The organism is Aeromonas sp. FDAARGOS 1414, assembly GCF_019047065.1.
GTDB lineage: Bacteria > Pseudomonadota > Gammaproteobacteria > Enterobacterales > Aeromonadaceae > Aeromonas > Aeromonas veronii_A.
The window spans coordinates 852,684-877,835 of record NZ_CP077210.1; the positions used below are offsets into that span (position 1 = coordinate 852,684).

General features: G+C 58.4%; 20 protein-coding genes. 14 read left to right on the forward strand and 6 right to left on the reverse strand.

Annotation, left to right across the window (positions count from 1 at the left end):
* Window positions 1-199 precede the first annotated feature (199 nt).
* From queA to I6L44_RS03830, 8 genes are all read left to right on the forward strand, one after another.
* Window positions 200-1,252, forward strand: coding sequence for a tRNA preQ1(34) S-adenosylmethionine ribosyltransferase-isomerase QueA (gene queA, locus I6L44_RS03795; RefSeq protein ID WP_042056163.1), 1,053 nt, complete (start codon window positions 200-202; stop codon window positions 1,250-1,252).
* Window positions 1,253-1,326: 74 nt separating this feature from the next.
* Entirely contained in the window at window positions 1,327-2,463 is a 1,137-nt protein-coding gene (gene tgt / locus I6L44_RS03800; RefSeq protein WP_005337329.1) for a tRNA guanosine(34) transglycosylase Tgt, read from the forward strand.
* Between the two features lie 51 nt (window positions 2,464-2,514).
* Window positions 2,515-2,850, forward strand: coding sequence for a preprotein translocase subunit YajC (gene yajC, locus I6L44_RS03805; protein WP_005337327.1), 336 nt, complete (start codon window positions 2,515-2,517; stop codon window positions 2,848-2,850).
* A gap of 18 nt (window positions 2,851-2,868) precedes the next feature.
* Window positions 2,869-4,722, forward strand: coding sequence for a protein translocase subunit SecD (gene secD, locus I6L44_RS03810; protein ID WP_216953338.1), 1,854 nt, complete (start codon window positions 2,869-2,871; stop codon window positions 4,720-4,722).
* Window positions 4,723-4,732: 10 nt separating this feature from the next.
* The gene (gene secF, locus I6L44_RS03815) at window positions 4,733-5,680 is read left to right on the forward strand and encodes a protein translocase subunit SecF (protein WP_005344682.1); all 948 of its coding nucleotides are present in this window, start codon (window positions 4,733-4,735) and stop codon (window positions 5,678-5,680) included.
* Between the two features lie 84 nt (window positions 5,681-5,764).
* Entirely contained in the window at window positions 5,765-6,133 is a 369-nt protein-coding gene (locus I6L44_RS03820) for a rhodanese-like domain-containing protein (protein ID WP_005344690.1), read from the forward strand.
* Window positions 6,134-6,223: 90 nt separating this feature from the next.
* Complete coding sequence (gene nlpI, locus I6L44_RS03825; protein WP_005344691.1) at window positions 6,224-7,159, forward strand: lipoprotein NlpI; 936 nt, start codon at window positions 6,224-6,226, stop codon at window positions 7,157-7,159.
* A gap of 600 nt (window positions 7,160-7,759) precedes the next feature.
* A complete protein-coding gene (locus I6L44_RS03830; RefSeq protein WP_216953339.1) occupies window positions 7,760-8,737 on the forward strand; it encodes an AraC family transcriptional regulator in 978 nt (325 codons plus the stop codon).
* A gap of 95 nt (window positions 8,738-8,832) precedes the next feature.
* Here the strand turns inward: I6L44_RS03830 and I6L44_RS03835 are convergent, their stop codons facing one another.
* The 3 genes from I6L44_RS03835 to I6L44_RS03845 all read right to left on the reverse strand — a co-directional run bounded on the left by I6L44_RS03835 (window position 8,833) and on the right by I6L44_RS03845 (window position 13,986).
* A complete protein-coding gene (locus I6L44_RS03835; protein WP_216953340.1) occupies window positions 8,833-11,214 on the reverse strand; it encodes a glycoside hydrolase family 3 protein in 2,382 nt (793 codons plus the stop codon).
* Between the two features lie 420 nt (window positions 11,215-11,634).
* On the reverse strand, window positions 11,635-12,093 hold the full coding sequence (locus I6L44_RS03840) for a hypothetical protein (RefSeq protein WP_216953341.1): 459 nt from the start codon (window positions 12,091-12,093) through the stop codon (window positions 11,635-11,637).
* A gap of 18 nt (window positions 12,094-12,111) precedes the next feature.
* On the reverse strand, window positions 12,112-13,986 hold the full coding sequence (locus I6L44_RS03845) for a S8 family serine peptidase (RefSeq protein ID WP_216953342.1): 1,875 nt from the start codon (window positions 13,984-13,986) through the stop codon (window positions 12,112-12,114).
* Window positions 13,987-14,589: 603 nt separating this feature from the next.
* Between I6L44_RS03845 and I6L44_RS03850 the strand changes: the two genes are divergently transcribed.
* A complete protein-coding gene (locus I6L44_RS03850) occupies window positions 14,590-15,375 on the forward strand; it encodes a MetQ/NlpA family ABC transporter substrate-binding protein (protein WP_254204306.1) in 786 nt (261 codons plus the stop codon).
* A gap of 85 nt (window positions 15,376-15,460) precedes the next feature.
* Here I6L44_RS03850 and I6L44_RS03855 read toward each other — a convergent pair whose 3' ends face one another.
* Both I6L44_RS03855 and I6L44_RS03860 read right to left on the reverse strand, forming a co-directional pair.
* On the reverse strand, window positions 15,461-17,311 hold the full coding sequence (locus I6L44_RS03855) for a DUF3413 domain-containing protein (RefSeq protein ID WP_216953344.1): 1,851 nt from the start codon (window positions 17,309-17,311) through the stop codon (window positions 15,461-15,463).
* Between the two features lie 47 nt (window positions 17,312-17,358).
* A complete protein-coding gene (locus I6L44_RS03860; protein WP_005333874.1) occupies window positions 17,359-17,586 on the reverse strand; it encodes a YejL family protein in 228 nt (75 codons plus the stop codon).
* Between the two features lie 73 nt (window positions 17,587-17,659).
* On the opposite strand from I6L44_RS03860, the gene yejK reads away from it, so the two are divergent.
* The 5 genes from yejK to I6L44_RS03885 all read left to right on the forward strand — a co-directional run bounded on the left by yejK (window position 17,660) and on the right by I6L44_RS03885 (window position 24,122).
* Window positions 17,660-18,709 (forward strand): nucleoid-associated protein YejK, encoded by a 1,050-nt coding sequence (gene yejK, locus I6L44_RS03865; protein ID WP_216953345.1) that lies wholly within the window; start codon window positions 17,660-17,662, stop codon window positions 18,707-18,709.
* 395 nt (window positions 18,710-19,104) lie between these two features.
* Window positions 19,105-20,286 carry a maltose/maltodextrin ABC transporter substrate-binding protein MalE gene (gene malE, locus I6L44_RS03870; protein ID WP_005333871.1) on the forward strand — a complete coding sequence of 394 codons (1,182 nt, stop codon included), beginning with the start codon at window positions 19,105-19,107 and terminating at the stop codon, window positions 20,284-20,286.
* A gap of 75 nt (window positions 20,287-20,361) precedes the next feature.
* On the forward strand, window positions 20,362-22,014 hold the full coding sequence (gene malF, locus I6L44_RS03875; RefSeq protein ID WP_005333870.1) for a maltose ABC transporter permease MalF: 1,653 nt from the start codon (window positions 20,362-20,364) through the stop codon (window positions 22,012-22,014).
* Window positions 22,015-22,026: 12 nt separating this feature from the next.
* Window positions 22,027-22,917, forward strand: coding sequence for a maltose ABC transporter permease MalG (gene malG, locus I6L44_RS03880; RefSeq protein ID WP_005333868.1), 891 nt, complete (start codon window positions 22,027-22,029; stop codon window positions 22,915-22,917).
* A gap of 68 nt (window positions 22,918-22,985) precedes the next feature.
* Window positions 22,986-24,122, forward strand: coding sequence for an ABC transporter ATP-binding protein (locus I6L44_RS03885; RefSeq protein ID WP_005333867.1), 1,137 nt, complete (start codon window positions 22,986-22,988; stop codon window positions 24,120-24,122).
* A gap of 112 nt (window positions 24,123-24,234) precedes the next feature.
* Here the strand turns inward: I6L44_RS03885 and ppk2 are convergent, their stop codons facing one another.
* The gene (gene ppk2, locus I6L44_RS03890; protein WP_005361444.1) at window positions 24,235-25,050 is read right to left on the reverse strand and encodes a polyphosphate kinase 2; all 816 of its coding nucleotides are present in this window, start codon (window positions 25,048-25,050) and stop codon (window positions 24,235-24,237) included.
* Window positions 25,051-25,152 lie beyond the last annotated feature (102 nt).

Consider the following 25,152-nt stretch of genomic DNA (forward strand, 5'->3'; position numbering starts at 1 on the left):
GTGTATCTGCTTTCACCCTAGCCCAGTGCCCATTGGCAAAACATGATCAGGGTCAATACAGAACATTAAAGAATCATTAACCGGATGTGTGTCTCAATATTGCTCGCTACCCCTTGTCTCTCTTGGGTTTTTGGTCTTTTGGGTTGCCTTGGAAGATGGGGATAACTAGACTAGCCGCCGATTCCCCCCGAGGTGAAAGATGCAAGTATCCGATTTTCATTTTGATCTGCCAGACGAGCTGATTGCCCGCTATCCGATGGCAGAGCGTACTGCCAGCCGCCTGTTGCAGCTCGATGGTCAAACTGGCGCCCTGCGCCACGGTCAATTTGTGGATGTGCTGGATCAGCTCAATCCGGGTGACCTGCTGGTATTCAATAACACCCGTGTCATTCCGGCGCGCATGTTTGGCCAGAAGGCCAGCGGTGGCAAGCTGGAGGTACTGGTCGAGCGCATTCTGGACGAGCACAGCGTGCTGGCCCATGTCCGTGCCTCCAAGGCGCCCAAGCCCGGCACCCGGATGATCATGGATGGTGGCGTTGAAGCCGAGATGCGCGCCCGCCACGACGCCCTGTTCGAGATCCACTTCCTCGACCCGCGTCCGGTGCTGGAGATTTTGGAGGCCATCGGCCACATGCCGCTGCCCCCCTATATCGACCGCCCCGACGAGGATGCCGACAAGGAGCGCTACCAGACCGTTTACAATCAAAAGCCGGGCGCTGTCGCTGCGCCGACCGCCGGCCTGCACTTTGATGAGCCGCTGCTTGAGAAAATTCGGGCCAAAGGGGTTGAAACGGCCTTCGTCACCCTGCATGTAGGGGCGGGCACCTTTCAGCCGGTGCGGGTAGATAAGATTGAAGATCACCACATGCACTCCGAGTATGCGGAAGTGCCGCAAGAGGTGGTGGATGCCATCGCGGCCACCCGTGCCCGTGGTGGCCGGGTGATTGCGGTCGGTACTACTTCGGTCCGTTCGCTGGAGAGCGCGGCCAAGGTCACCCTGGCACAGGGCAAACCGCTGGCGCCCTTTTTTAGTGACACCGATATCTTCATCTTCCCTGGTTACCAGTTCCAGATTGTCGATGCCATGGTCACCAACTTCCATCTGCCGGAGTCGACCCTGATCATGCTGGTCAGCGCCTTCGCCGGTTATGACAACGTGATGGCGGCCTATCAGGCAGCCGTGGTCGGACAGTACCGTTTCTTCAGCTACGGGGATGCCATGTTCGTCACCCGTCGCCAGGTTGAAGCATAAGCTTCAGCTTATTTACCGGGCCGTGAGCGGCCCTCCTATAGTCAGACTGTTTATCTGACGCAGCCGAGGTAGCAATGAAATTTGAACTGAAAACCACCGACGGCCGTGCCCGTCGCGGTCAACTGGTCTTCGAACGTGGTGTGGTACAAACGCCGGCCTTTATGCCGGTCGGGACTTACGGCACCGTCAAGGGGATGACCCCGGAAGAAGTGCGTGAAACCGGCGCCCAGATCCTGCTGGGTAACACCTTCCACCTCTGGCTGCGCCCGGGTCAGGAAGTGATGCGTGCCCACGGCGATCTGCATGACTTCATGAACTGGCAGGGCCCGATCCTGACCGACTCCGGTGGTTTCCAGGTGTTCAGCCTGGGACATATTCGCAAGATCACCGAAGCGGGCGTCCACTTCCGCCACCCCATCAATGGCGAGAAGATCTTCCTCGACCCCGAGAAGTCCATGGAGATCCAGTACGATCTGGGCTCCGACATCGTGATGATCTTCGACGAGTGCACTCCGTACCCGGCCACTTATGAAGAAGCGCGCAAGTCGATGGAGATGTCCCTGCGCTGGGGCAAGCGCTCCCGCGACAAGTTTGATGCGCTGGGCAACAAGAACGCCCTGTTCGGCATCATTCAGGGCTCGGTCTACGAAGATCTGCGTGATGTCTCCCTCAAGGGGCTGCTGGAGATCGGTTTCGACGGTTATGCGGTCGGTGGTCTGGCCGTGGGTGAACCCAAAGAGGACATGCACCGCATCCTCGAGCACGTCTGCCCGAAAATTCCGGCTGACAAGCCGCGCTACCTGATGGGTGTTGGCAAGCCGGAAGACTTGGTGGAAGGGGTGCGCCGTGGTATCGACATGTTCGACTGCGTCATGCCGACCCGCAACGCCCGCAACGGCCACCTGTTCACCACTGATGGCGTAGTGAAGATCCGCAATGCCCAGCACCGCAACGACACCAGCACCCTGGATGCCGAATGCGATTGCTACACCTGCAAGAACTACAGCCGCAGCTACCTGCACCATCTGGACAAGTGCAACGAGATCCTCGGTGCCCGTCTGAATACGATTCATAACCTGCGTTACTACCAGCGTGTGATGCAGGGTTTGCGGGACGCGATCGAGCAGGGTAAATTAGACGACTTTGTAACAGAGTTTTACCGTCGGCAAGGGAAGCCTGTGCCTCCGTTAGCTGAAAATGACGTTAAATAACAACAACATATAATTTTGTTTTTTTAATCTACATCAATAAGAGGTTGTTAAATGAGCATTATCTCCAAGGCGTATGCAGAAGGCGCAGCACCGGGTGCACAGGGTGGTGGTATGGAAATGATCATCATGCTGGCCGTATTCGGCCTGATCTTCTACTTCATGATCTATCGTCCCCAGGCCAAACGTGCCAAGGATCACCGCAATCTGATGAGCTCCTTGTCCAAGGGTGATGAAGTGCTCACTTCTGGTGGCCTGGTTGGCAAAATTGCCAAAGTGGCTGCAGACAGCGATTACCTGGTGATCGCCCTGAACGACCAGACTCAAGTCACCATCAAAAAGGACTTCGTCTCTGCCGTTCTGCCCAAGGGTTCTATCCAGTCCCTTTAATCTCCCAAGGAGCACAGCGTGTTGAATCGCTATCCGCTGTGGAAATACCTGATGGTGATCCTGGTGATCGCCATCGGTTTTCTATATGCAGCCCCCAATCTTTACGGCGAAGATCCGGCTTTGCAGGTTTCTGCCAGCCGTGGTGCCGAAGTCAAGCTAGATACTCTTGATCTGGTGAAAGAGACCCTTGAAGCGGCCAAGATCCCGGTCAAACATGCTGCATTCGAGCACGGTTTTATCCTGATCCGTTTCAAGAACACCGAAGACCAGCTGAAGGCGCGCGATATCGTTGCCAACAAGCTGGGCGACAACTTCATTACCGCACTCAACCTGGCACCTTCCACTCCCGCCTGGCTCGAAGCCATCGGTGCGGCGCCTCTGAAGCTGGGTCTTGATCTGCGCGGTGGTGTGCATTTCCTGATGGAAGTGGACATGGCCGAAGCACTGACCAAGCAGCAAGAGCAGATGGTGCAGGATTTCCGCTCCGAGCTGCGCACCCAGAAGATCCGTTACTCCGGCGTACGCCGGGTCGGTGATCAGGTGCAGGTGATCTTCCGTGACGAAGCCGATCAGGAACGCGCCGTTTCTCATCTGCGTCGTCAGAACCCTGATTTGACTTTCACTACCGAGCAGAAGGGGGATGAGTTCATCCTGCTGGCTGGTCTGAGCGAAGCCAAGATCAAGGAGGTGAAGAAGTACGCCCTCGAGCAGAACATCACCATCATCCGTAACCGGGTCAACGAACTGGGTGTGGCCGAGCCGCTGGTACAACAGCAGGGCGCCGAACGCATTGTCGTTGAACTGCCCGGTATTCAGGATACCGCTCGTGCCAAGGAGATCCTCGGTGCGACCGCGACCCTGGAGTTCCACATGGTGGATGAGGCGGCTGATATTCAGGCGGCTGCTGAAGGGCGAGTTCCCCCCAGTTCCAAGGTTTATACCGATCGCAATGGTCGTCCGGTGGTACTGCACAAGCGAGTGATCCTGACCGGTGACCACATCGTGGGTGCCCAGTCCGGTTTCGACGAGTACAGCCGTCCCCAGGTCAACATCAAGCTGGATGGCCAGGGTGGCAACAAGATGGCCAACTTTACCAAGGACAACGTCGGTAAAGGGATGGCGACCGTCTTCATCGAGTACAAGCCGGTCGGTCAGCCTGGTCCGGATGGCAAGCGCAAGTTCCGCAAGCAGGAGGAGGTGATCAACGTCGCCACCATCCAGTCGCGCCTTGGCAGCCAGTTCCGCATCACAGGTATCGACAACGCCAACGAAGCCCACAACCTGGCGCTGTTGCTGCGTGCCGGTGCCCTGATCGCCCCGATCCAGATCGTGGAAGAGCGCACCATTGGCCCGAGCCTGGGTCAACAGAACATCGACAGCGGTATGGAAGCCATCGGCTGGGCCATGCTGGTGATCGTGCTGTTCATGGGGATCTACTACCGCGCGTTCGGCTGGGTCGCCAACTTGGCGCTCTGCATGAACCTGGTGTTGATTGTCGGCATCATGTCGATGATCCCTGGGGCCACCATGACATTGCCGGGTATCGCCGGTATCGTCTTGACGCTGGGTATGGCGGTGGATGCCAACGTACTGATCTACGAGCGTATTCGTGAAGAGATCCGCAACGGTCGCGGTGTTCAGCAAGCCATCCATCTGGGCTTTGATCGGGCATTCTCCACCATCGCCGACTCCAACGTGACCTCGCTGATCACTTGCGTGATCCTGTTCGGTATCGGTACTGGCGCCATCAAGGGCTTTGCCCTGACGCTGGGCATTGGTCTGACCGCCTCCATGTTTACTGCCATCACAGTTTCCCGTGCCATTATCAACCTGGCTTGGGGTGGACGGCGTATCGACAAGCTGCCCATCTGAGGATAGAGAAATGTTTCAGATTCTACATTTTGAAAAACCGATCCCGTTTATGCGCTATGCCAAGCCGGGTGTGGTTTTCTCTTCCGTGCTGATGGTGGTAGCCCTGTTCTTCCTGTTTGATCGGGGGCTGAACTGGGGTCTGGACTTTACTGGTGGTACCACCATCGAGGTGGGATTCCAGCAGTCGGTGAGCCTGGACAAGATCCACGACGTTCTGGAAGAGCAGAAGATTGAAGGAGCCACCCTGCAACACTTTGGCTCCAGCCGTGACGTACTGTTCCGTCTGACCCCTAAAGAGGGGGTCAAGGTCGAGCAGCAGGGTAACGAGGTGCTGGCAGCGGCCAAGCTGCTCGATGAGGGCGCTGTACTCAAACGCGTCGAATTCGTCGGCCCTTCAGTCGGTGACGAGCTTGCTACTGACGGGGCGCTGGCGATGCTGGCCTCCATCATCTGTATCCTGATCTACGTGGCGGTGCGCTTTGAATGGCGTCTGGCCATGGGCGGCATCCTCTCGCTGGTGCATGACGTGGTGATCACCCTGGGCGTCTTTGCCTACTTCCAGTACGAGTTCGACCTGACCGTGCTGGCGGCATTGATGACCCTGGTGGGTTACTCCCTGAACGATACCATAGTGGTGTTCGACCGCTTGCGGGAGAACTTCCGCAAGGTGCGCAAAGGGGATACCGACTACATTCTCGATCTCTCCATGACCGAGACCCTGAGCCGTACCATCATCACCTCCGGGCTCACCTTCGTGGTGGTGCTGGCGCTGCTGCTCAAGGGCGGCGCGCTGATCCACGGTTTTGCCGTGGCCATGGTGATCGGTGTGGCGTTCGGTACCTACTCCTCCATCTATGTGGCGAGTGCGTTTGCCATGTTCCTCGGCGTCAAGCGCGAGCACATGCTGCCCACCCAGGTAGAGAAAGAGGGTGCGGACCAACAGGAAATCCTGCCGTAACAGTGAAGAGCGCCTCATGGCGCTCTTTTCTTATCTCTGCGTGTCGTTTGCTGACGCAGATGATTTCAACAAAAGGAGCTTGCCATGCAACACAATCCCCGTTTTTTGGCGCTGGTTGACGGGATCCGCTCCCGCATCACCGAAACCGATGTTCACCAGATCAAGCGCTGGCAGGACGAAGGGCGCACGTTTCACCTGATCGACGTGCGGGAAGAGAGCGAGTGGGCCAAAGGCCATCTGCCCGGAGCCCAATATCTGGGTCGTGGAGTGATTGAGCGGGATATCGAGACCCTGTTCCCGGATCCCGAGACCACGCTCTATCTCTATTGTGGTGGCGGTTTTCGCTCCGTACTGGCGGCCGACAATTTGCAACAGATGGGTTATCGCAACGTAATCAGTGTTGACGGCGGTTTTCGCGGCTGGCTGGAGGCCGGATACCCTGTCGAATCCTGATTTATTTGATGGAGAGGGGCTCAGCTACATGACAAAGTGGCGGCTGACCTTTACCATATGCGGGGTCAAGCGTAAGCGTCGGAGTGTTCATTGAACGTCAGGAAAGGGATTGGATACCTCCTTGGTATCCTGTTGCTGCTACCCATGTGGGGTTGCAGCAGTAGCAGTCATGTCAACACCCCTAAGGTTCCCAAGGCGCAGCCTGCTTCACTGGTATTGGCGACCCCCCTGCAGGTCTCCTACCAAAGCGAGTTGGCGCTCGCCCGACTCGGGCAGATGCTGAGTGAAATGGAGTTGACCACGGAGCAACGGGCCGAGTTGTTCTATGAACGTGCCGTGGTGTTTGATCGCGTCGGCTTGCGTTCCCTTGCCCGTCTCGATTTCAACAGGGCCCTGCGGGAGAAACCGGATTTCGCTGAAGCCTACAACTTCATCGGTGTCTATCTGGTACAGCAGCAGAACTACGACGAAGCCTATGAGGCATTCGACTCAGCCCTCGAGCTGGCACCCGATTATGACTATGCCTACCTTAACCGCGGTATTGCCCTCTATTACGGTAATCGTCCCGAGCTGGCAGCGGCCGATATGAAGCGTTTCTACGAAGCGCAGCCGGAAGACCCTTATCGGGTGATCTGGCTCTATCTGGCCGAGCAGAAGCTCAATCCCGCTGCGGCCATGAGCCGGATGCGCGAGCGCCTCAACAAGTACGATGACGATGCATGGAACTGGGATCTGGTGCGTCTCTACACCGGTGAGATCAACGCGTCCCAGCTGATGGGCAATGTGGTGAAAGGGGTGAAAGATAACCGGGAGCTGGCCGAGCGCCTGTGTGAAACCTATTTCTATCTGGGCAAGTTCGAGTTGGGCAAAGGCAACCGCAAGGAAGCCATCAGCTACTTCAAGCTGGCGCTCTCCAACAACGTCTATGACTTCATCGAGCACCGCTATGCTCTGCTCGAACTGGAGTTGATGGCGCGCAAACCCTTGCCGCCGGGTGCCCAGAGCAAAGGCGAACAGCCCTCCTGAATGGAGATGGCGATTACCCGGTGATAAAAAACCTCGGTATGAGGCTAATGCCAGTCAGTAAAGCCTGACTGGCATTGTTTTTATCTGCTTTTTCACACCCACTCCCGTGGCTTGGCTCCATGTCACAGTGAGCTTCGTGTCGCTAATCCACACAACCCCACCAGTTTTTCCAACTCTGCCGCCCGCCTCTGAATAATGAACGGGCACATCTGATCCATGCAGCTCAACAGATGGATGGGGCCGACTCCGTGTGAAACCCGGTCGGCTCGTCGTATGCCTCCTGATATGGGTGATTCTCTTCCCTATCGCGGTGGGCGACTGGTTGACTATCGCTGCTCTTGTCCGATTCCTGCCGGACTGCCTCTCTCATAATGGGTGAGGCTGACGATAGGGAGTAAATATGCGTGCTGGCCCGTGCTTTTACACTCCGTTACATCTGCTCGTCCTGTGACCGCCCCATAATGGTCCTTGGTCTCCTAACCCTGTTCGATGGGAGGTGGATCAGTAGTCGATAAAGTGGAGATCACGAGCAATTTCCTGTCAGCACGGAGGCCTGGACGACGGATGTCACAGAGCGTATCAAACCAGGTGATCAGACGAATGCTGGGAGCCTGCCAGCAGCAGGGGGGCGATCCCGATGCCATTTTGATGGCGGGCGGCCTCACGTCGTTCGACATCGAGCGGGAGCAGGGCCGGCTGCCGGCCCACAGCCACTACCGGATGCTGCAACTGATGCAGCCCTATCTGGCCATTTTTCACGAAACCATCCTCTCCTACGACATCGGCCAGCTCTACCAGCACTATCCACCCCTCATCAGCCTGTGCCTGAACCAGCCATCACCGCGGGCGGCGCTAGAGATGCTGCTGGCCTATCGCCCCATCATCGGCAGTTGTGACGAGCTGCGGGTGCGGCGGGGGGCGCAGGCCAGCCAATACCTGTATGTCAATCAGGGGCCCGCCAGCCTGGGGGCGAGTCAGGCCATCCCCAACTTCATCATGCTCTACCGGATTTTGCGGGTCTATCTGGCGGATCCTCGGGTCTCGGTGGGCTTCACGGGGCGGCCGCCACCGCGCCATCAACTGCTGGACCAGTTCTTCGCCACTAGCTGCCGCTGGGAGCAGGGGGAAAACACCCTGACCATCGACAATGCCCAACTCGACTGCCCCAGCCACTGCTACAACGAGCCGCTGGGTCGTCTGCAACTGGCCCAGCTGGCGCAGATCTGCGCCGACATCGCCGAGCGGGCCCCCTTTGCCTGTCTGGTGGGGGAGCGGATCCGCCACAAGATCCGGGAAGGGGAGCTGGAGAGCAACGAGAGCCTGCTCAAGGAGGTGTGCGCGGCCATGAATGTCAGCCGCTGGACCCTGAATCGCAAATTGCAGGGGGAGGGGAGCAGTTTCTCGACCCTGCTGAGGGAAGCGAGGGTGAGCGAAGCCTGCCGCTTGCTGGGTGAGGGGGATCAACCGCTGCAGAGCATCAGCGATCGGGTCGGTTTCTCGTCCCAGAGCGCCTTCAACCGCTTCTTCAAGGCCAACACCCGGATGACGCCGCTGGCCTATCGCAACGCCCGCCAATAAAAACGGGACCGGTGCAAGGCCGGTCCCGTGGGCGGGTCATTGCTGGGCAATGTTCGGGCAAGGCCGGGCTGGGGGCCCGGCCGTGCCTGCCTTTGTTAGCGGGTGATGGTGGTGACGCTGGCGGGATCCACCCCGGTCGGCAGTGCCAGTGCCCCTGGCGTGGTGTTGCTCACCACGATCTCCTTGCTAACCGTGAAGCTGACCGGCGTGCTGGCGGAGACATCCGACGAGGGGCTGATGTAGGCGCTGTAGCGGCCCGGCTCCACGATCCACTGGTTGCTGGCCTCATCGAAGCTGGCGAGGATGCTGGCCGGAATGGTGAAGCTCAGCTGTTCGCTGGCCCCCGGTGCCAGTTGCGCCGTCTTGGCAAAGGCCTTGAGCTCGATGAGCGGTTTCTTCAGCTTGACCTCGGGGGCGGTCACATAGACCTGGGCCGCCTCCTTGCCTGCCACGGCGCCGGTGTTGGTGATGGTGGCGGTCAGCACCAGGTTGCCGGCGCTGCCGTCCGCTAGGGTATTACTGGCGATGGCGGGGCTGGTGTAGCTGAAGCTGGTGTAGGAGAGACCGAAGCCGAACGGGTAGGAGACCGCCTGCTCGAAGGTGCTGTAGTAGCGATAGCCCACGTAGATCCCTTCGTTGTAGTAGAGATCGTCCGGTTCGCCGTCCCCGTCGGTGTCCTCGCCCGGGAAGGTGCCGGCGGAGGGTACGCTGGCGTAGCTGTGCGGGAAGCTCTGGGCCAGTTTGCCGCTCGGGTTGACCGCGCCGGAGAGCACGTCCGCCACCGCGTGACCGGTCTCCTGGCCGGCCATGTAGGCCAGCAGGATGCCATCCACCTTGTCGCTCCACTGGGCGGTGTCGATGACGCCGTTGACATTGAGCACCACCACCACCTTCTTGCCCTGGGCGTGGAAGGCGCTGCTCACCGCGTCGATGAGGGCGCGTTCGTCATCACCGAGCAGATAGTCCCCCTTGCCGCTGCTGCGATCCGCCCCTTCCCCGGCCTGGCGGCCGATGCTGATGACGGCGGCTTGCTGGGTGGCTGCCGCACTGGCGATCAGCGCCGCCAGATCGCCGCTGATCGGTGCCTCGGCGCAGGTGTAGTAGCCCTTGGCGCCAAATTGCCCCTCGTGATAGACCTTGTTGTTCTCGTAAAAATCGCGGTAGTAGCTCTGCAGCGCCTCGTTGACCGGGAAGTGTGCCGCCAGTCCCTGCGCGATGGTGGTGGTGCTGGCGGCGTTCACATCGCCGCTGCCGGTGCCGCCCTTGTAGGTGTTGATCTGATTGATGCCGAAACTGGCCAGGGTGCTGCTTGCCGCCAGCGGCAGGGCCGCGGCCTCGTTGCGCAGCAGCACCATGCTCTCGGCGCCGGCCTGACGGGCCAGTTTGGCGTGGGCAGTCAGATCCGGGCTGTTGCTGATGGCCAGCTGGCTGTAGGAGGGGCTCTTCATTACCTGGGTCAGGATGTGGATGGCGGCCTCGTTTACCTTGGCTTCGTCGAGATCGCCGTGCTCGATGGATTGCTGCAACTGCTCCTTGACGTTGCCCGGCTCGATCAAATCCTGTCCCGCCAGCACCTGCTTGTAGGCGTTGTTGGCCACGTCGCCGGCAAACCAGTCGGACATCACCAGGCCGTCGAACTTCCACTCGCCGCGCAGCAGGTCGGTCACCGCATCCCTGCGCTCGTTCACATAGGTGCCGTTGATCTTGTTGTAAGAGGTCATCACCGCCCAGGGCTGGGCCTCGTCCACCGCTATCTGGAAGCCGCGCAGGTAGATCTCGCGGAAGGTTCTCGGTTCGCCGATGGCGTTGATCTGGTTGCGGTTGGTCTCGGAGTTGTTGCCGAAGTAGTGCTTGATGGTGGTGCCTACCCCGTTGCTCTCCACCCCGTTGACCATGGCGGCGCCGATTTTGCCGGTGAGCAGGGGGTCTTCCGAGTAGTACTCGAAGTTGCGGCCATTGAGCGGGTTACGCTGGATGTTCATGCCCGGGGCCAGCAGGATGTCGACCCCGTACTGGCGCACCTCGTCCCCCATGGCTTCGCCGACGGCCTTGACCAGCTTGACGTCCCAGCTGGAGGCGAGCAGCGAGCCGATGGGCCAGGCGGTGGCATAGTAGCTGGCGCTGTCACCGTCGCGGTTGGCGTTGATCCGCACCCCGGCCGGCCCGTCCGCCAGTTTGAGGGCCGGAATGTCGATGCCGTCCGCGCTGCGCAGCACGCCGTTGATGTAACCCGCCACGCCGGGCACGTCCTGCTTGACGTTGATGGCGCCGTTGGCACTGCCGTAACCGGGGCCGGAGAGCAGGTCCAGCTTCTCGCTCAGGGTCAGCTTGGCCACCATGGCCTCGGCCTGGCCGCGGTAATAGGCATCGTCCTTGACCAGGGGATCCGAGTCATTCTGGTTGCAACCGACCAGCAGGCCGGCCAGCGCCAGGCTGACACCCAGTGAAACCGCTTTCAATTTTGTGGTGATAGGCATGAAGACGTCCTCGTAACTGTCTGAATAAAAATACAAAGGAGATATCGACACCGGGCGCAAGGCATCCGCCCGGGCTGGGCCGCTCTGCTGGCGGCTGCCATTGGATATCGCAAGGAAGGCCGAACGTGCCGGTGGGCCGGCGTTTGGCTGCAGGCAGGTTAACAAGCCGGGCGATGGCTGCCTTGCCCCGAGGGAGCGAGAAATGTGCCGGCGGGAGCAAGGGGGCCGAGTTGTGAGCAAGGTCGCATCGAAAGGCGGTGCCAAAGCAAAGGTGGGGGTGGCAAGAGGGGAAAGGGCAGGGGAGAAGGAGGGAAAACGGATGGCCTGACGGCCAATGAGGATGGCTGCGATCAACACGCGAGGGGGCCGGCGGCCCCCTCGAAGATCAGCTGATATGCCCGGGCAATGGCCCGGGACGGCTCACTTGGGCTGTTTGAGGGCCCCGGCGAGTTCAATCTGCACCTTGACCCCCTCCTGCTTGAGCGCCGTGGCGACGGCGTTCAGATCGGTGCCCGGCTTGGCTTCCAGCAGGGCGATGCCGCCGCTGCTCTGCTTGAAGCGCAGGCCGTGCCGGCTGGCCAGCGCGCTGGCCTGGTTGTCATCGGCTTCCACCAGCAGGGTGCCGCTGACGGTGAGCTCGGGGCTGGCGGCCCCTTGCATCAACACGTCACCGCGGCGCAGGGTCTGTTGCGGGACCTTGCTGTCAAGGCTGCGGGCGACCCGCTTCTTGCTGCCGTTGTCAGGAATGAGGTAGGTCTGGCCATTTACCTCTATAGTGCTGTACTGCTTGCCATCCATGGTGACGGACTCCTGGGCGCAGAGCTGTCCCGAGAGGGGGGCCAGCAGGGTTGCCAGAAGCAAGGTAACAGGTTTGTTCATGGTAATACTCCTAGCGTGTTAGCTGCGGTTGGCATCGTGACCCAGGACCCGCAGGGACCATGAGATCAGCTTGCCCGGTTGGCGATTGTTGCGCTCGGTCAGGGTGGTACGCTCACGGGTCTCGCGATTGAGCAGAGAGACCTGACGGGTACCGTTGGCAACGTCGGTTACTTCCAGTCGCCACTGGCCTTGCGCCGATTCGCCGTAGAACTTGTTGGATAGCATCCGCATGTCGCGCAATCCCTTGGTTCGCACAAAGCCCAGTTGCTGCTGGTCGAGAGATTGGCCGACCAGGCTGTTGAAGGGGCTCAGCAGGATGCTGCGGGTGCCGGCGGGGGAGACCAGTTCGATCAGCAGATCGGGCAGACGCTGATGATCCAGACTCACCATCACCTGAACCGCTTCTACCGTCAAGGGTGTCGCGATGCGGGTTGTTGAGCTGGTCGGGCTGTTGCCCACATCGGCAATGGCGGCGGCACTGCCGGTGACATTGATCTTCTGCCATGGCAGCTGTACCAGCGGGGGGAGGGGCTGGTGATTGGCTGCCAGCTCAAGGGCCTTGTTGACGTCAATCAGACCAAAACCGTAAGTCGGGCTGAACCACATGCCGGCGGCATTGCGCTCCCACCCTTCCAGCCCTTTCATATCACGCACCTTGCCGGTGCTGCTGGTGTAGCTGACCATCACAGGTTTCTGTGTGGCATCGACCCGGGTTGCGCTGCGCGCCAGCAGATCCCGCAGGTCACGTACCGACAGATCCGGGTAGGCGGACATCAGCAGCGCCATGGCGCCGGAGGTGCTGGGGGTGGCGGAGGAGGTGCCGTTCATCACACCGTTGTAGTCGCAGCTGGCATCCAGTTGCGGGTTGCCGTGCAGCCGGTTGGTGCTGGGATCGTCGGTGCGGTTGTAACCCATGTCGCAGCCGGGCAGATCCGTGGTCACCATCGCCGGAGAGTCGGTACCGTATTCGCCGCCGGTCGCGCTCAGGAAGATGTTGCTGCCGACGCTGGAGTAGGAGGATCTGACGCCATCGGCGTTGAGCGCGCTCACCACCAGGTTCCAGAAGTTGCTGTTGGAGGGATCGAGGTTGCTGTTTTCAAACGGCAATTTGGGGCCATTGCCGGTGCGGTTAAGCACATAGCCGCCCGCCGCTATCTTGTTGAAGCCGTTGCCGGCGGCCTTGATATAGGCCGCGCCCTGCGCCTTGAGGGTCTGCTGTTCAAACAGACGATCAAGCTGGGATTGATCCAGAGAGTTGGCAGAGCGGGGATCCACCACACTCATGCCGTAGCTCTGGTTGAACACCCGGTTGTCGCGACTGGCATCGCTGTCGCCAAGGGCGTAGAGCCAATCCTTCTGCAACTGCTGGCTGTTGTCATCCAGCAGGTTGAATCCCTGCAGCTGGGCTCGCGGGGCTATCCCCTTGGTACCGATGGCGTTGTCTACCGCCGCAATAATGCCGGAGACCGAGGTGCCGTGGGCCGTATCCGGATCGGTCGGGGTCGGGTCATCGCTGCCGGTCACCACGTTTTTTGAGCCCGGACGGACGTTCTCCGCCAGATCCGGGTGGGCGATAGCCAAGCCATCATCCACCACGGCCACATTGACTCCCTGGCCCAGCACGCCGGTGCGATGAGCCCACCAGAGGTTGAGATCATTGCCCGCTATACCACCACGGGCGCTGAATCCATCCTGCCCGCTGTTGAGCAGATACCACTGCTGATCCTGCAGGGGATTGGTACCTGGCAGGCAGCGCTCGGTGCTGCTGCGTCCGATATCCATGCCGCTCTCCTTGCCGGTGAGCGGCGCACAACCTTCATTTGCCTGAACGAGCGCACTGGGCAGGGTCGACAGCAGTGCTGTGATCGCCAGTGCTAACGATGTTTGCTTCATTATTTTTTTAACTCCATCTTGGATCGCACCATCCTGAGTGCGACGGAAATCTATACACGGGTGGTAGGGGTTCAAAAAGAGCCATTTTCAAAAAACGCAATGAGGTTCAAAGAAATCCGATTCAGTTTGTGGTAGGTATTCCAATGACACTGGTTATGTGTTCTATTGAGAATGGTTCTCACCGCTCGCTACTGATCTTTTTATCTGTAATTCACTCCTCTCGCGACTCTCCTTCGCCGCAGCCATCTCGATTCGGGGCAATCCCGAGTGGAGCTCGTGCGCTCTTGAACGTGAGTGGCATGGTTGTGTGTGCCAACGTGAGAGCAGCTATGCATTCGGGGGTGACAGCAAGGGTGATGGGGTGGGACCAGCGGTTTATTGCTTGGCGGCGGTGGATGGCTCTGTTATGGTAATTGAAATAGCCGTTTGGATGGCTAGATTGCTGCGGTTTGAGGGGCCTAATCTATGAGTGTCGCCCCGCCGCAGTCCCATAGCTTGATGCGTACCTGACAGGGAGTCCCTATGCCGTTTCGTTCCTTCTTATCTTCTCCTTTGACTGTTTCCTTGCGCGCCACTGCTGGCGCCAGCACCTTTATTGCCGCGATGGCGGTCGGGAGCCTCTCTTTTCCCGCGGTTGCCGCCGATGCGCCCTTGCCGGCCAAACAGGAGATCGTGATTGGTACCACTGTGGGGGATTTTGCCGACATGGTGACCGACTCCATCAAGCCGCAGCTGGAGGCCAAGGGGTATAAGGTCAAGCTGGTGGAGTTCACCGACTATGTGACGCCCAATATTGCTCTGGCTGACGGATCACTGGATGTGAACTGCTTCCAGCACAAACCCTATCTGGAGAGTTTTGCCAAAGATCGCGGCTTGTCGCTGGCGCCCATTACCCAGGTGCCAACCGGTCCGATGGGACTCTATTCCGGCAAGCTGGCAGCACTCGACAAGGTGAAAGAGGGGAGCACGGTGGCCATCCCCAACGATCCCACCAATCAGGCGCGGGCGCTGCTGATGCTGCAGGATCTTGGTTGGCTCACTCTCAAGGAGGGGATAAACCCGCTCAAGGCGAGCGAGTTTGATGTGGTGAACAATCCGCACAATCTCAAGCTGGTACTGCTGGAAGCCGCGCAGTTGCCCCGCTCGCGGGAGGATGTGGACTTCTCGGTGATCAACGGTAATTTTGCCGCCTCCAGCGGAATCCCGTTCAGTGAAGGACTGTTTCTGGAGCGCAGCTACGATTTTATCAACTGGGTGGTGGTGAAAAGCGCAGATGCGGACCAGCCTTTTGCCAAAGATGTGGCGGCGGCCTACAACTCGGCGGCTTTCAAAGCCTATGCAGCCAAGCGTTTCGTCGGCTACAAGTACCCGCAAGGGTGGGGTGGCTAACTGTCGTGAACGTGGCCCGGCTATACAACGAAAAACGCCCCGAATTCGGGGCGTTTTTTATGGTATCAAGCCATCAACGGGCGCTTCACTGGTTGCGATAGAAGCGGTTCAGCTCGTTCATCACCTGGATCATGGCGCCCATATCCGGGGTGCCGTGCTTGATCGGGCGATAGCTGTTGCGCTCCAGCAGTTCGAAGTCACCCTGCTTGTTGAAGTGGGTGATGGTCTCCCCTTCATAGATGGCGAAGTCGTTCTGATCCCCGGCCAGCAGCCAGTTGCGCGGGCTGGTATCAAACAGCGAGCGGCCAACGCTGTAATCGCGCGCCGGATTGCGCACGCCCAGCATCCCCTGCATCAGGGTCGGCGCCAGATCGAAATGGCTGCTTGGTTGTTTCCGAACGTCACTGCCGCGCCCCGGCCAGGCCAGTACCAGTGGTACCTGCACCTGATAGGGTGAGTAGTTGCTGCCTGCGCCCCAGCTGTTGCTGCGGGTGTCGTTGAACTCCTGACCATGGTTGGAGGTGATCACGACGATGGTGTTGCTGTCCATCCCCTGCGACTGCAATTTGGTCAGCATCTGCTCAAGCAACTGGTCGGTATAGAAGACCGAGTTCTTGTAGCGGTTCTCCAGTTTTTGCAAGTTCTCCGCCCGATAGGCGGTCGCCGGATTGAAGTTGGCGAGCTCCGGTTGGAACGGCCCCTTCATGGTGGCGGGCAACTGGTAGTCGCCTGGGCTCGAGAGATAGACCAGCGAGAACCAGGGACGCTCGGGAGAGCGCTTCTCCAGCCACTGTTGCCAGTCGGTCAGCAGCTTGCCATCGTCACTCTGCTCGGAGACAAACACCTGTTTGCGCAGACCGGCGAGGATGCTCTTGCGATACTTCTGGGCATCTTCCATCGCGCCGAACAGCCCGAACTGGTAATCCTGACGCAACATCTCGTCAAACAGCACCGGTGGACGCTTGTCGCTGCTGATGTCCTTGTAGTAGTGACCGGGCAACCCGTAGAAGAGGCTGAACATGCCCATCAGGTCGTCGTTGCCGCCACTCAGGTGATTGCGGAACGTCAGATGCTGATCCGCATAGCGCTGCAGATTGGGCATGTTGATGTTGTTGAGCATGTCAAAACGCAATGAGTCGACCACCACAATCAGCAGATTGTTGTGAGTCAGGGGGGCGTTGACGTTGAGCGGGCGCAGTGGGTAATGCATCCGGCTGTCGCTGTTATCCCCCTGGGAAGCAGCCTGCTTCTCGTACTGATCCAGATCCAGCCAGCCATGTTTGGCCAGGAAGGAGCGGGCCGTCATAGGGTAGGAGAGGGGGAAGTTGGCTCTCTGCATGGTGATGGGCTGATAGAGGGTCGCATCCGCCCAGCTGTTGACCACGTGGGTCAGAATAAAGCAGATCAGCAGGGCCAGCCCCACCTGATTGCCGTACTGGCGGCGCTTGCGCTTGTTGATCTTGCGCCAGACATAGGCCGACAGCAGCAGTTGCAGCAGGAAGATGGTGGGCACGGCAACGAAGATGATGCTCCAGATTGAGCCCTCTTCGGTTTGCGCCTGATCCAGCAGCAACTGCCATACCTGACTGTTGAGGTGGAACTTGAACAGCCGGAATACCTGGGTGTCGATCAGCAGCAGCACCAGCGCCAGGGTGGCGATGATGGCCGAGATGAACCGCAGCGGTTTCTCTTTGGGCAGCACGAAGCTGAGCGGGAAGATCGTCAACAGGTAGGTGACAAAACTCAGAAACGAGAAGTGGCCAATCCAGCTTACAACGAGATAGATCACGCCAAGCGTGGTCGATGGCCAGCTGATGGCACCCAGATAACGGGTGGCGATGAGCATGGCCAGAATAATGTTGAAGAAGGAGAACCAATGCCCCCAGGTGATCAGGCGAGAGACATTATCACGATAGGGGTTACCGGTTTCGACCATAGTGATCCATCTGCGTTGAGAAACGTCAAATCAACAGAGTCGGGGACTCAGTGTGCGTCGTGGCGATTATCGACCGATGCGGTCAGGGCCTGGACAAACTTTTCAGTGATGGCCTGGCGCTGGGCCGGTGCCATACCGTTGATGATATTGGTGGTCAGATTGCCAAGCACCATAAGGCTGAGATCCACCGGCGCTTTATGCTTTTCCAGCGCGGTGATCAGGTCGTTCATCAGGGCGTCAAATTGCTCGTTATTGTACTTTGATACGATAGGCATAATCTTCAGTTCATCTCGGTTCAAAGCGCCTTATAATACTTCACCCTTTCGGCTAACACTATGGCTTTGTGACATGAGTCTCGATATCGACAAGATCATTCTTCACTCCTTGCGCCAGGGCGGCGATGGTCAACCTCACGCCGATACCCGCAGCCAGCTTCTGCCTGCTGACGAGGCAGTACAGGGGCTGATGGCGGAGCTGCACCGCATTTACAATGGCAAGGGGGGCAAGGGCTTTGGCTTTTTTGCAGACCCCGAGGCCGCTGTCGCCGAGCTGGCGGACGGTGAAGAGGCTCCCAAGCAGCCTTCACCCGCGTTTCGTATCGCCCTCGAACAACTGCTCGACGAGCAGCTCGAATTTGTCCCCTTCTCGGTGGAGATGACCCAGCTGCTGGTCAGGCAACTGGTGGAACATGCCCTCGACGAGCAGGGGGTACTGCTGTTTGCCAAGTACAACTATGTGGGGGTTGATTACCTGATGATCGCTCTGCTGGAAGGCAAGGAGAGCGTCACCGTCAGCGAAGCGCTGGAATTGCGCCACATCCAGTATCTGGATATCGGCAAACTCAATCTGGTGGCTCGCATCGATTTGACCGAATGGAAAACCCAACCGGATTCGCGCCGCTATATCACCTTCAGCAAGGGACGTATCGGTCGCAAACTGGGCGACTTCTTTATGGATCTGCTGGGGGCCCGCGAGGGGATGGATGCCAAGGTGCAAAATAAAGGCTTGCTGCAGGCGGTAGAAGATTATTGCGACAGTCGCCAGCTCGAACCGACCGAGCGCAATGACTATAAAAAGCAGGTCTTCAAATATTGCACCGAGCAGGCGAGCGCCGGTGAAGAGATCGAAATCAAGGAGCTGTCAGCGGAATTGCCCGGCGATGGCGATCTCGATTTTTACAGCTTTATCGGTCAGGAGTATGAGCTGGAAGAGCGTTTCCCGGCTGATCGCTCTACCCTGCGCGGCTTGACCAAGTTTGTCGGCTCCGGCGGCGGCCTGACTTTGAGCTTTGAGCAGAAACTGTTGAACAGCCGGGTGTTTTATGACCCGCAGACCGATACCCTGACCATCAAGGGGGTGCCGCCCAATCTCAAGGATCAGCTGCTGCGCCAGTCATAATGTGATCCGGCCTTCATTTTTGGCAAAAAGACACCGCAGTTCGCTGCGGTGTCTTTTTATTTAATGGGGCAGGGGGTAGCGAAAGCAACTCGGTGCTTTGTTAACAAATTAAACAGAATTATCCATGTGAAAGGGTTTTCAATGAGGTGAAAACCCTTTCATTCATGTATTTTTATTTCTATTTGGTAATTTAATTTCTTGTGTTGGCGAGAAATATGCCAATAAATGGCGCTAACCCCCTGAAATAAGAAAATGTTTTCAAAACTTTCTGGAAGGAAATACGTAATTGCATTTCAAAAATGCGAGTTGCGTCATGTGAGCCGTTTGCCGCTTGGGATAATATTCATCTCGCACACAATGCTCTTACAGCGCGGAACTAATACAAGGAAAGGCTCATGAAAAAGAAATTGCTGTCATCCCTGATCGGTCTGGCCACTCTTGGCGTCGCTTGCTCTGCTACTGCTGCCATCGATGAAGGCCAGCTGACCATCTGGATCAACGGTGACAAGGGATACAACGGTCTGGCTGAAGTGGGTAAGAAGTTTGAAGCAGAAACCGGCATCAAGGTTACTGTGGCTCACCCGGATCAGGTTGAAGTGAAATTCCAGCAAGCCGCCGCCACTGGCAACGGCCCGGACATCTTCTTCTGGGCTCACGACCGTTACGGTGAGTGGGTCAAAGCCGGTTTGCTGGTTCCGGTAACGCCGAACGCTGCCACCAAAGGCAAATTTGAACAGCTGGCATGGGATGCCATGACTGTTGATGGCAAAACCTATGGCTACCCGGTTGCCATGGAAGCAGTCAGCCTGATCTATAACAAGGACCTGCTGCCCGAGCCGCCGAAAACCTTCGAAGAGATCGCCAAGATTGACGAGACTCTGAAGAAAAACGGCAAGCGCGCCATCATGTGGGCTTATGACACCCCGTATTTCAGCTATCCGCTGGTGGCTGCCAACGGTGGTTACGCCTTCAAGAAAACCGCTACCGGTTATGACGTCAAAGATACCGGCGTGAACAATGCAGGTGCCAAGATGGGCGTGGGCTACATCTCCGAGATGATCAAGTCTGGTCACCTGGAAAAAGGCATCGACTACGGTGTGATGGACGCCAAGTTTAACAAGGGCGAAGTGGCCATGATGATCAATGGTCCCTGGGCCTGGAGCAACCTGGACAAGAGCGGCATCAAGTACGGCGTAGCGCCGCTGCCGACCCTGAACGGCAAGCCGGCCAAAGCCTTCGTTGGCGTACTGGGTGCCACCATCAACGCTGCCAGCCCGAACAAGGATCTGGCTATCGAGTTCCTGGAAAACTACCTGCTGACCGATGCCGGTCTGGCGCCGGTTAACGCCGACAAGCCGCTGGGGGCCGTTGCGCTGAAATCCTTCCAGAAGACCCTGGAATCCGATCCGCACATCAAGGCCACCATGCTGAACGCCCAGGCTGGCGAGCCGATGCCATCCGTTCCCGAGATGAGCCGTTTCTGGTCTTCCTTCGAAACTGCCCTCAAGAACGTGACCTCCGGTCGTCAGGGTGTTGACGAAGCACTGGATACCGCTGCCAAGCGTATCGTTCAGTAAGCACGCACTACCCGGGAGGCCGTCATGGCCTCCCACTCTCTCAAATCTCTCTTGGCGTTATAAAGGTTAATTGGCATGGAAGTAGTACCTTCTGTTGAGTCCTATGCCGGTCCGAAGGATAAGCACACCTGGCTTAAGTGGACCATAGCGGCCCTGGTTGCCATCCTCAACGGCTACGCAGCCGTGATGATGTACGCCAGTGGCGAGTGGGTATTCGCGCTGCTGGATCTGGTGGTGGTTTCCGTCGGTCTGTATGTCTTCATGAACAAGAAGACCTATGCCCATCGCTACATCTTTCCGGGTGTTGCGGGCATGGTTGTGTTTATCATCTTCCCTCTTGCCTACACCATTGGCATTGCCTTCACCAACTATTCGGGGTCCAACTTGCTCTCCGTGGAGCAGGCGCGGGACTACCACCTGAAGAAAACCTACAAGGTGGCGGGCGGTGAATTCGATTTTACCCTGCTGGGTGGCGACAACGGCCAGTTCCAGCTGCTGCTGACACAGGATGATCAATCCTTTATCAGCCAACCTGTTTCCCTGATGACCAACAAGGCCCGTGAGCTGGCGTCCCGCGAGGGCCGTGTGCAGAACACCCAGCAAGTGGTCGAGCTGCAGCCCTTCACTGGCGAAGCGGCCAGCAAGGCCGCACCGATCCGCGCCATTGTTGAGCATCGTACTCACCTGAGTGACCTTGATCTGGTGCTGCCGGATGGCGGTACCCACCTGACCCTGAGCAGCCTGCGCAAGTTTGCCGCCCAGAAGCAGCACTACACCCGTCTGATGGATGGTGCCGTGCTCAAGTCCGGCGTGGTGATCAAAGACAGCAACCTGCTGCGTGATACCCAGAATGGCGAGCTGATGCTGCCCAATGGCGAGACCGGCTTCTATCAGTACATCGACGAACAGGGTCAGTTTGTCGGCAAGGGTATTGCTCCGGGCTTTGTTGTGAGCGTCGGTTGGAAGAACTTCGCGCGCATCGTCACCGATCCGGGCATCCAGTCACCCTTCCTGCAGATCTTCATCTGGACCGTGATCTTCTCAACCTGCTCCGTCGCTTTCACCTTGGCTATCGGCATGGTGCTGGCCTGTCTGGTGCAGTGGGAAGAGCTCAAGGGGCGCGGTTTCTATCGGGTCATGTTGATCCTGCCCTATGCGATCCCGGCGTTTATATCCATTCTGGTGTTCAAGGGGTTGTTCAACCAGAACTTCGGTGAGATCAACATGTTCCTGGAAGCGGCGTTTGGCATCAAGCCGGACTGGTATACCAACCCCTTCTTGGCCAAGGTGATGATCCTGATTGTCAACACCTGGCTCGGCTACCCCTACATGATGATCCTCTGCATGGGCCTGCTCAAAGCCATTCCGGAAGATCTCTATGAAGCGTCCGCCATGGACGGTGCTGGCCCGGTACAGAACTTCTTCAAGATCACCGTGCCGCTCTTGATGAAGCCGCTGACACCGCTGTTGATTGCCTCGTTCGCTTTCAACTTCAACAACTTCGTGCTTATCCAGTTGTTGACCAACGGTGCGCCCGACATCATCGGCGCCAGCACTCCGGCCGGTACCACCGACTTGCTGGTGAGTTATACCTACCGGATTGCGTTCCAGGGATCGGGTGGTCAGGACTACGGTCTGGCCAGTGCCATCGCCACAGCTATCTTCCTCATCGTAGGTGCGCTGGCGCTGCTCAACCTGAAATTGTCCAAAGCCGACAAGCAGCTGTAAGGAGGCTTCAACATGGCAATCGTACAACCCAAATCAGTCAAATACCGGGTGTGGGCAACCCACCTGGTCATGTGGGGCTTCCTGGCGTTGATCATCTTCCCGTTGATCATGGTTATCGCCATCTCGTTCCGTAACGGTAACTTCGCGGTAGGGGAGATCATCCCCTCCAATCCGACGCTGGATCACTGGAAGCTTGCGCTGGGCATGTCCATCACCAACGCCGACGGCAGCATCACGCCGCCGCCGTTCCCGGTGCTGACCTGGTTGTGGAACTCCATCAAGATCGCCGGCATCACTGCCCTGATGATCGTGACGCTCTCCACCACCTGTGCTTACGCCTTTGCCCGCCTGCGTTTTCGTGGCAAGTCCACCATCCTGCAGGGCATGCTGATTTTCCAGATGTTCCCGGCGGTGTTGGCGCTGGTAGCCATCTACGCGCTCTTTAACAAGATTGGTGACTATATTCCCTGGCTGGGTCTCAACACCCACGGTGGCCTGATCTTGGCGTACATGGGGGGGATTGCCCTGCACGTCTGGACCATCAAGGGCTACTTCGAGACCATCGACTCCTCCCTGGAGGAGGCGGCGGCCATCGACGGTGCAACCCCGTGGCAGGCATTCCGTCTGATCCTGTTGCCTCTGTCGGTGCCCATCCTAGCTGTAGTGTTTATTCTGGCCTTTATCGGTTCCATTACCGAGGTGCCCATGGCCTCCATCCTGCTGCAGGATGTGAACAATCTGACCCTGGCGGTCGGGGCCCAGCAGTACCTCTATCCGCAGAACTATCTGTGGGGTGATTTCGCGGCGGCCGCAGTGCTCTCCGGTTTCCCCATCACAGTGGTCTTCCTGTTGGCACAGCGCTGGCTGGTTGGCGGTCTGACCGCCGGTGGTGTGAAAGGTTAAGTTTATGGCCGGGGGAGCTGACTCCCCCCGCTATCACGATTTGCAAAGATTCAAGAGCGGAGCTCGTCATGGCTGAAGTAGTACTCAACAACGTTCGCAAAAATTACGATCCGGCTGTTCACAAGGACACCCTGCGCAACATCAACCTCTCCATCAAGGAGGGCGAATTCATCGTCTTCGTCGGCCCGTCCGGCTGCGGTAAATCCACCCTGCTGCGGATGATCGCGGGTCTGGAAGACATCACCAGCGGTGAGCTGACCATCGGCGGTCGCTACATGAACGACGTGCCGCCGGTAGAGCGCAACGTCGGCATGGTGTTCCAGTCCTACGCCCTCTATCCGCACATGAACATCTACGAGAACATGGCCTTTGGTCTGAAGCTCAAGAAAATGGACAAGGAGAACATCCACAAGCGGGTGATGCGCGCCGCCGAGATCCTGGGTCTTGAGCCACTGCTGGACAGAAAGCCCAAGGCGCTCTCCGGTGGTCAGCGTCAGCGTGTCGCCATCGGTCGCTCCATCGTGCAGCAGCCGCAGGTGTTCCTGTTTGACGAGCCGCTCTCCAACCTGGATGCCGCGCTGCGGGTCAAGATGCGGATCGAGATCGCCAAGCTGCACAAAGAGCTTAACTCCACCATCATCTACGTGACCCATGATCAGGTGGAAGCGATGACCCTGGCCGACAAGATTGTTGTGCTGAGCCCGCTCAAGGCCGAAGCTGCCACCAACCTGGAACAGTTCGGTTCACCGCTGGATCTCTACCACAACCCAGACAACAAGTTCGTGGCGGGCTTTATCGGCTCTCCCAAGATGAACTTCCTGGCGGGCGAGTTGCTGGAGATTGGCGAGCAGGAGTGCCTGGTCAAGCTGACCTCTGGCGATACCGTGCGTGCCCGGGTCGATGCCCGCAGTGGCGCTGTGGGTGACAAGGTGGAGCTGGGCATTCGCCCCGAGCACCTGATGCCGCTGGATCACCCCCATGCACACAGCAAGGTGAGCGGGATCGTGCAGGTGGCCGAGCACCTGGGTGCCGAGTCCTTCGTTTATATGGATGTGGATGGTCACGACTTTACCGTCAAGGCCACCTCGGATGTGGATGTGGCGACCGGTCAAACCTACAGCGTGGGTATCCCGGCCGAAGCCTGCTACCTGTTCGATGCCAAGGAGCAGGCGTTCCCCCGTACCGCCAAATATATCCGTACCTGATTTTTTGTTGTGCCGGTTTTCCTTTCTTAATAATCAATGCCTTTTTGCCGGTCGTCAGACCGGCTTTTTATTGCCTGCGATTTGAACACGCAGATAGGCAAGGTAACCCGGTTCAGGCCTCGAGTTCGGCGGTAATATCGGGCACAAAGGTCTGGCTGGCCAGCGGCGGGCGCTCATACCCTTCGGTCTTGATGGGGGGGAGTTTGATGGGCTCGTAGTGGATCGCCTCGTAGGGCACCTTGCTCAGCAGATGGGCGATGCAGTTGAGGCGGGCACGGCGCTTGTCGTCCGCCTCCACCACGAACCAGGGGCAATCCTCGGTGTCGGTGTAGGTGAACATGTCATCCTTGGCGCGGGAGTATTCCACCCAGCGTGAGCGGGACTGCAAATCCATCGGGCTGAATTTCCAGCGCTTGATGGGGGTGTTGATCCGCTCCTTGAAGCGCTTCTCCTGCTCCTCGTCGCTGACCGAGAACCAGTATTTGATCAAGGTGATGCCGGAGCGGATCAGCATCCGCTCAAACTCGGGGCAGGCGCGCAGAAACTCGCGATACTCGGCGTCGCTGCAAAATCCCATCACCCGCTCGACTCCGGCCCGGTTGTACCAGGAGCGGTCAAACAGCACCATTTCGCCAGCGGCGGGCAGGTGGGCCACATAACGCTGAAAGTACCACTGGGAGCGCTCCCGATCGGAGGGGGCGGGCAGCGCCGTGACCCGGCAGACCCGGGGGTTGAGCGGTTCGGTAATCGCCTTGATGACGCCCCCTTTACCGGCGGCGTCCCGTCCTTCGAACAGCACCACCACCTTCAGTCCCTCCTGCTTGACCCACTCCTGCAGCTTGACCAGCTCCTCCTGCAGATGGGCAAGGTGGTGCTCGTAGCACTTCTTGTCCAGACGTGGCCGCTTCTTGCTCTTCTCCTTCGCCATGGGCTTCTCCTTTTGGCATCCTTTCATGGGTGACTTCTTTGAGTCACTGTCAGCTTGCACCAGGGAGGCGTCACCTGCCAAGGGGGACGTGATACACTGCCC

Bases quoted from the DNA above. Each gene is read 5' to 3' on its own strand.
- I6L44_RS03835 (WP_216953340.1), bottom strand. From the start codon at position 11,214: ATGCCTATCACCACAAAATTGAAAGCGGTTTCACTGGGTGTCAGCCTG.
- I6L44_RS03885 (WP_005333867.1), top strand. From the start codon at position 22,986: ATGGCTGAAGTAGTACTCAACAACGTTCGCAAAAATTACGATCCGGCT.
- malF (WP_005333870.1), top strand. From the start codon at position 20,362: ATGGAAGTAGTACCTTCTGTTGAGTCCTATGCCGGTCCGAAGGATAAG.
- yajC (WP_005337327.1), top strand. From the start codon at position 2,515: ATGAGCATTATCTCCAAGGCGTATGCAGAAGGCGCAGCACCGGGTGCA.
- I6L44_RS03850 (WP_254204306.1), top strand. From the start codon at position 14,590: ATGGCGGTCGGGAGCCTCTCTTTTCCCGCGGTTGCCGCCGATGCGCCC.
- ppk2 (WP_005361444.1), bottom strand. From the start codon at position 25,050: ATGGCGAAGGAGAAGAGCAAGAAGCGGCCACGTCTGGACAAGAAGTGC.
- tgt (WP_005337329.1), top strand. From the start codon at position 1,327: ATGAAATTTGAACTGAAAACCACCGACGGCCGTGCCCGTCGCGGTCAA.
- malE (WP_005333871.1), top strand. From the start codon at position 19,105: ATGAAAAAGAAATTGCTGTCATCCCTGATCGGTCTGGCCACTCTTGGC.
- secF (WP_005344682.1), top strand. From the start codon at position 4,733: ATGTTTCAGATTCTACATTTTGAAAAACCGATCCCGTTTATGCGCTAT.
- malG (WP_005333868.1), top strand. From the start codon at position 22,027: ATGGCAATCGTACAACCCAAATCAGTCAAATACCGGGTGTGGGCAACC.
- queA (WP_042056163.1), top strand. From the start codon at position 200: ATGCAAGTATCCGATTTTCATTTTGATCTGCCAGACGAGCTGATTGCC.
- yejK (WP_216953345.1), top strand. From the start codon at position 17,660: ATGAGTCTCGATATCGACAAGATCATTCTTCACTCCTTGCGCCAGGGC.
- I6L44_RS03855 (WP_216953344.1), bottom strand. From the start codon at position 17,311: ATGGTCGAAACCGGTAACCCCTATCGTGATAATGTCTCTCGCCTGATC.
- I6L44_RS03840 (WP_216953341.1), bottom strand. From the start codon at position 12,093: ATGAACAAACCTGTTACCTTGCTTCTGGCAACCCTGCTGGCCCCCCTC.
- I6L44_RS03845 (WP_216953342.1), bottom strand. From the start codon at position 13,986: ATGAAGCAAACATCGTTAGCACTGGCGATCACAGCACTGCTGTCGACC.
- I6L44_RS03820 (WP_005344690.1), top strand. From the start codon at position 5,765: ATGCAACACAATCCCCGTTTTTTGGCGCTGGTTGACGGGATCCGCTCC.
- I6L44_RS03860 (WP_005333874.1), bottom strand. From the start codon at position 17,586: ATGCCTATCGTATCAAAGTACAATAACGAGCAATTTGACGCCCTGATG.
- I6L44_RS03830 (WP_216953339.1), top strand. From the start codon at position 7,760: ATGCTGGGAGCCTGCCAGCAGCAGGGGGGCGATCCCGATGCCATTTTG.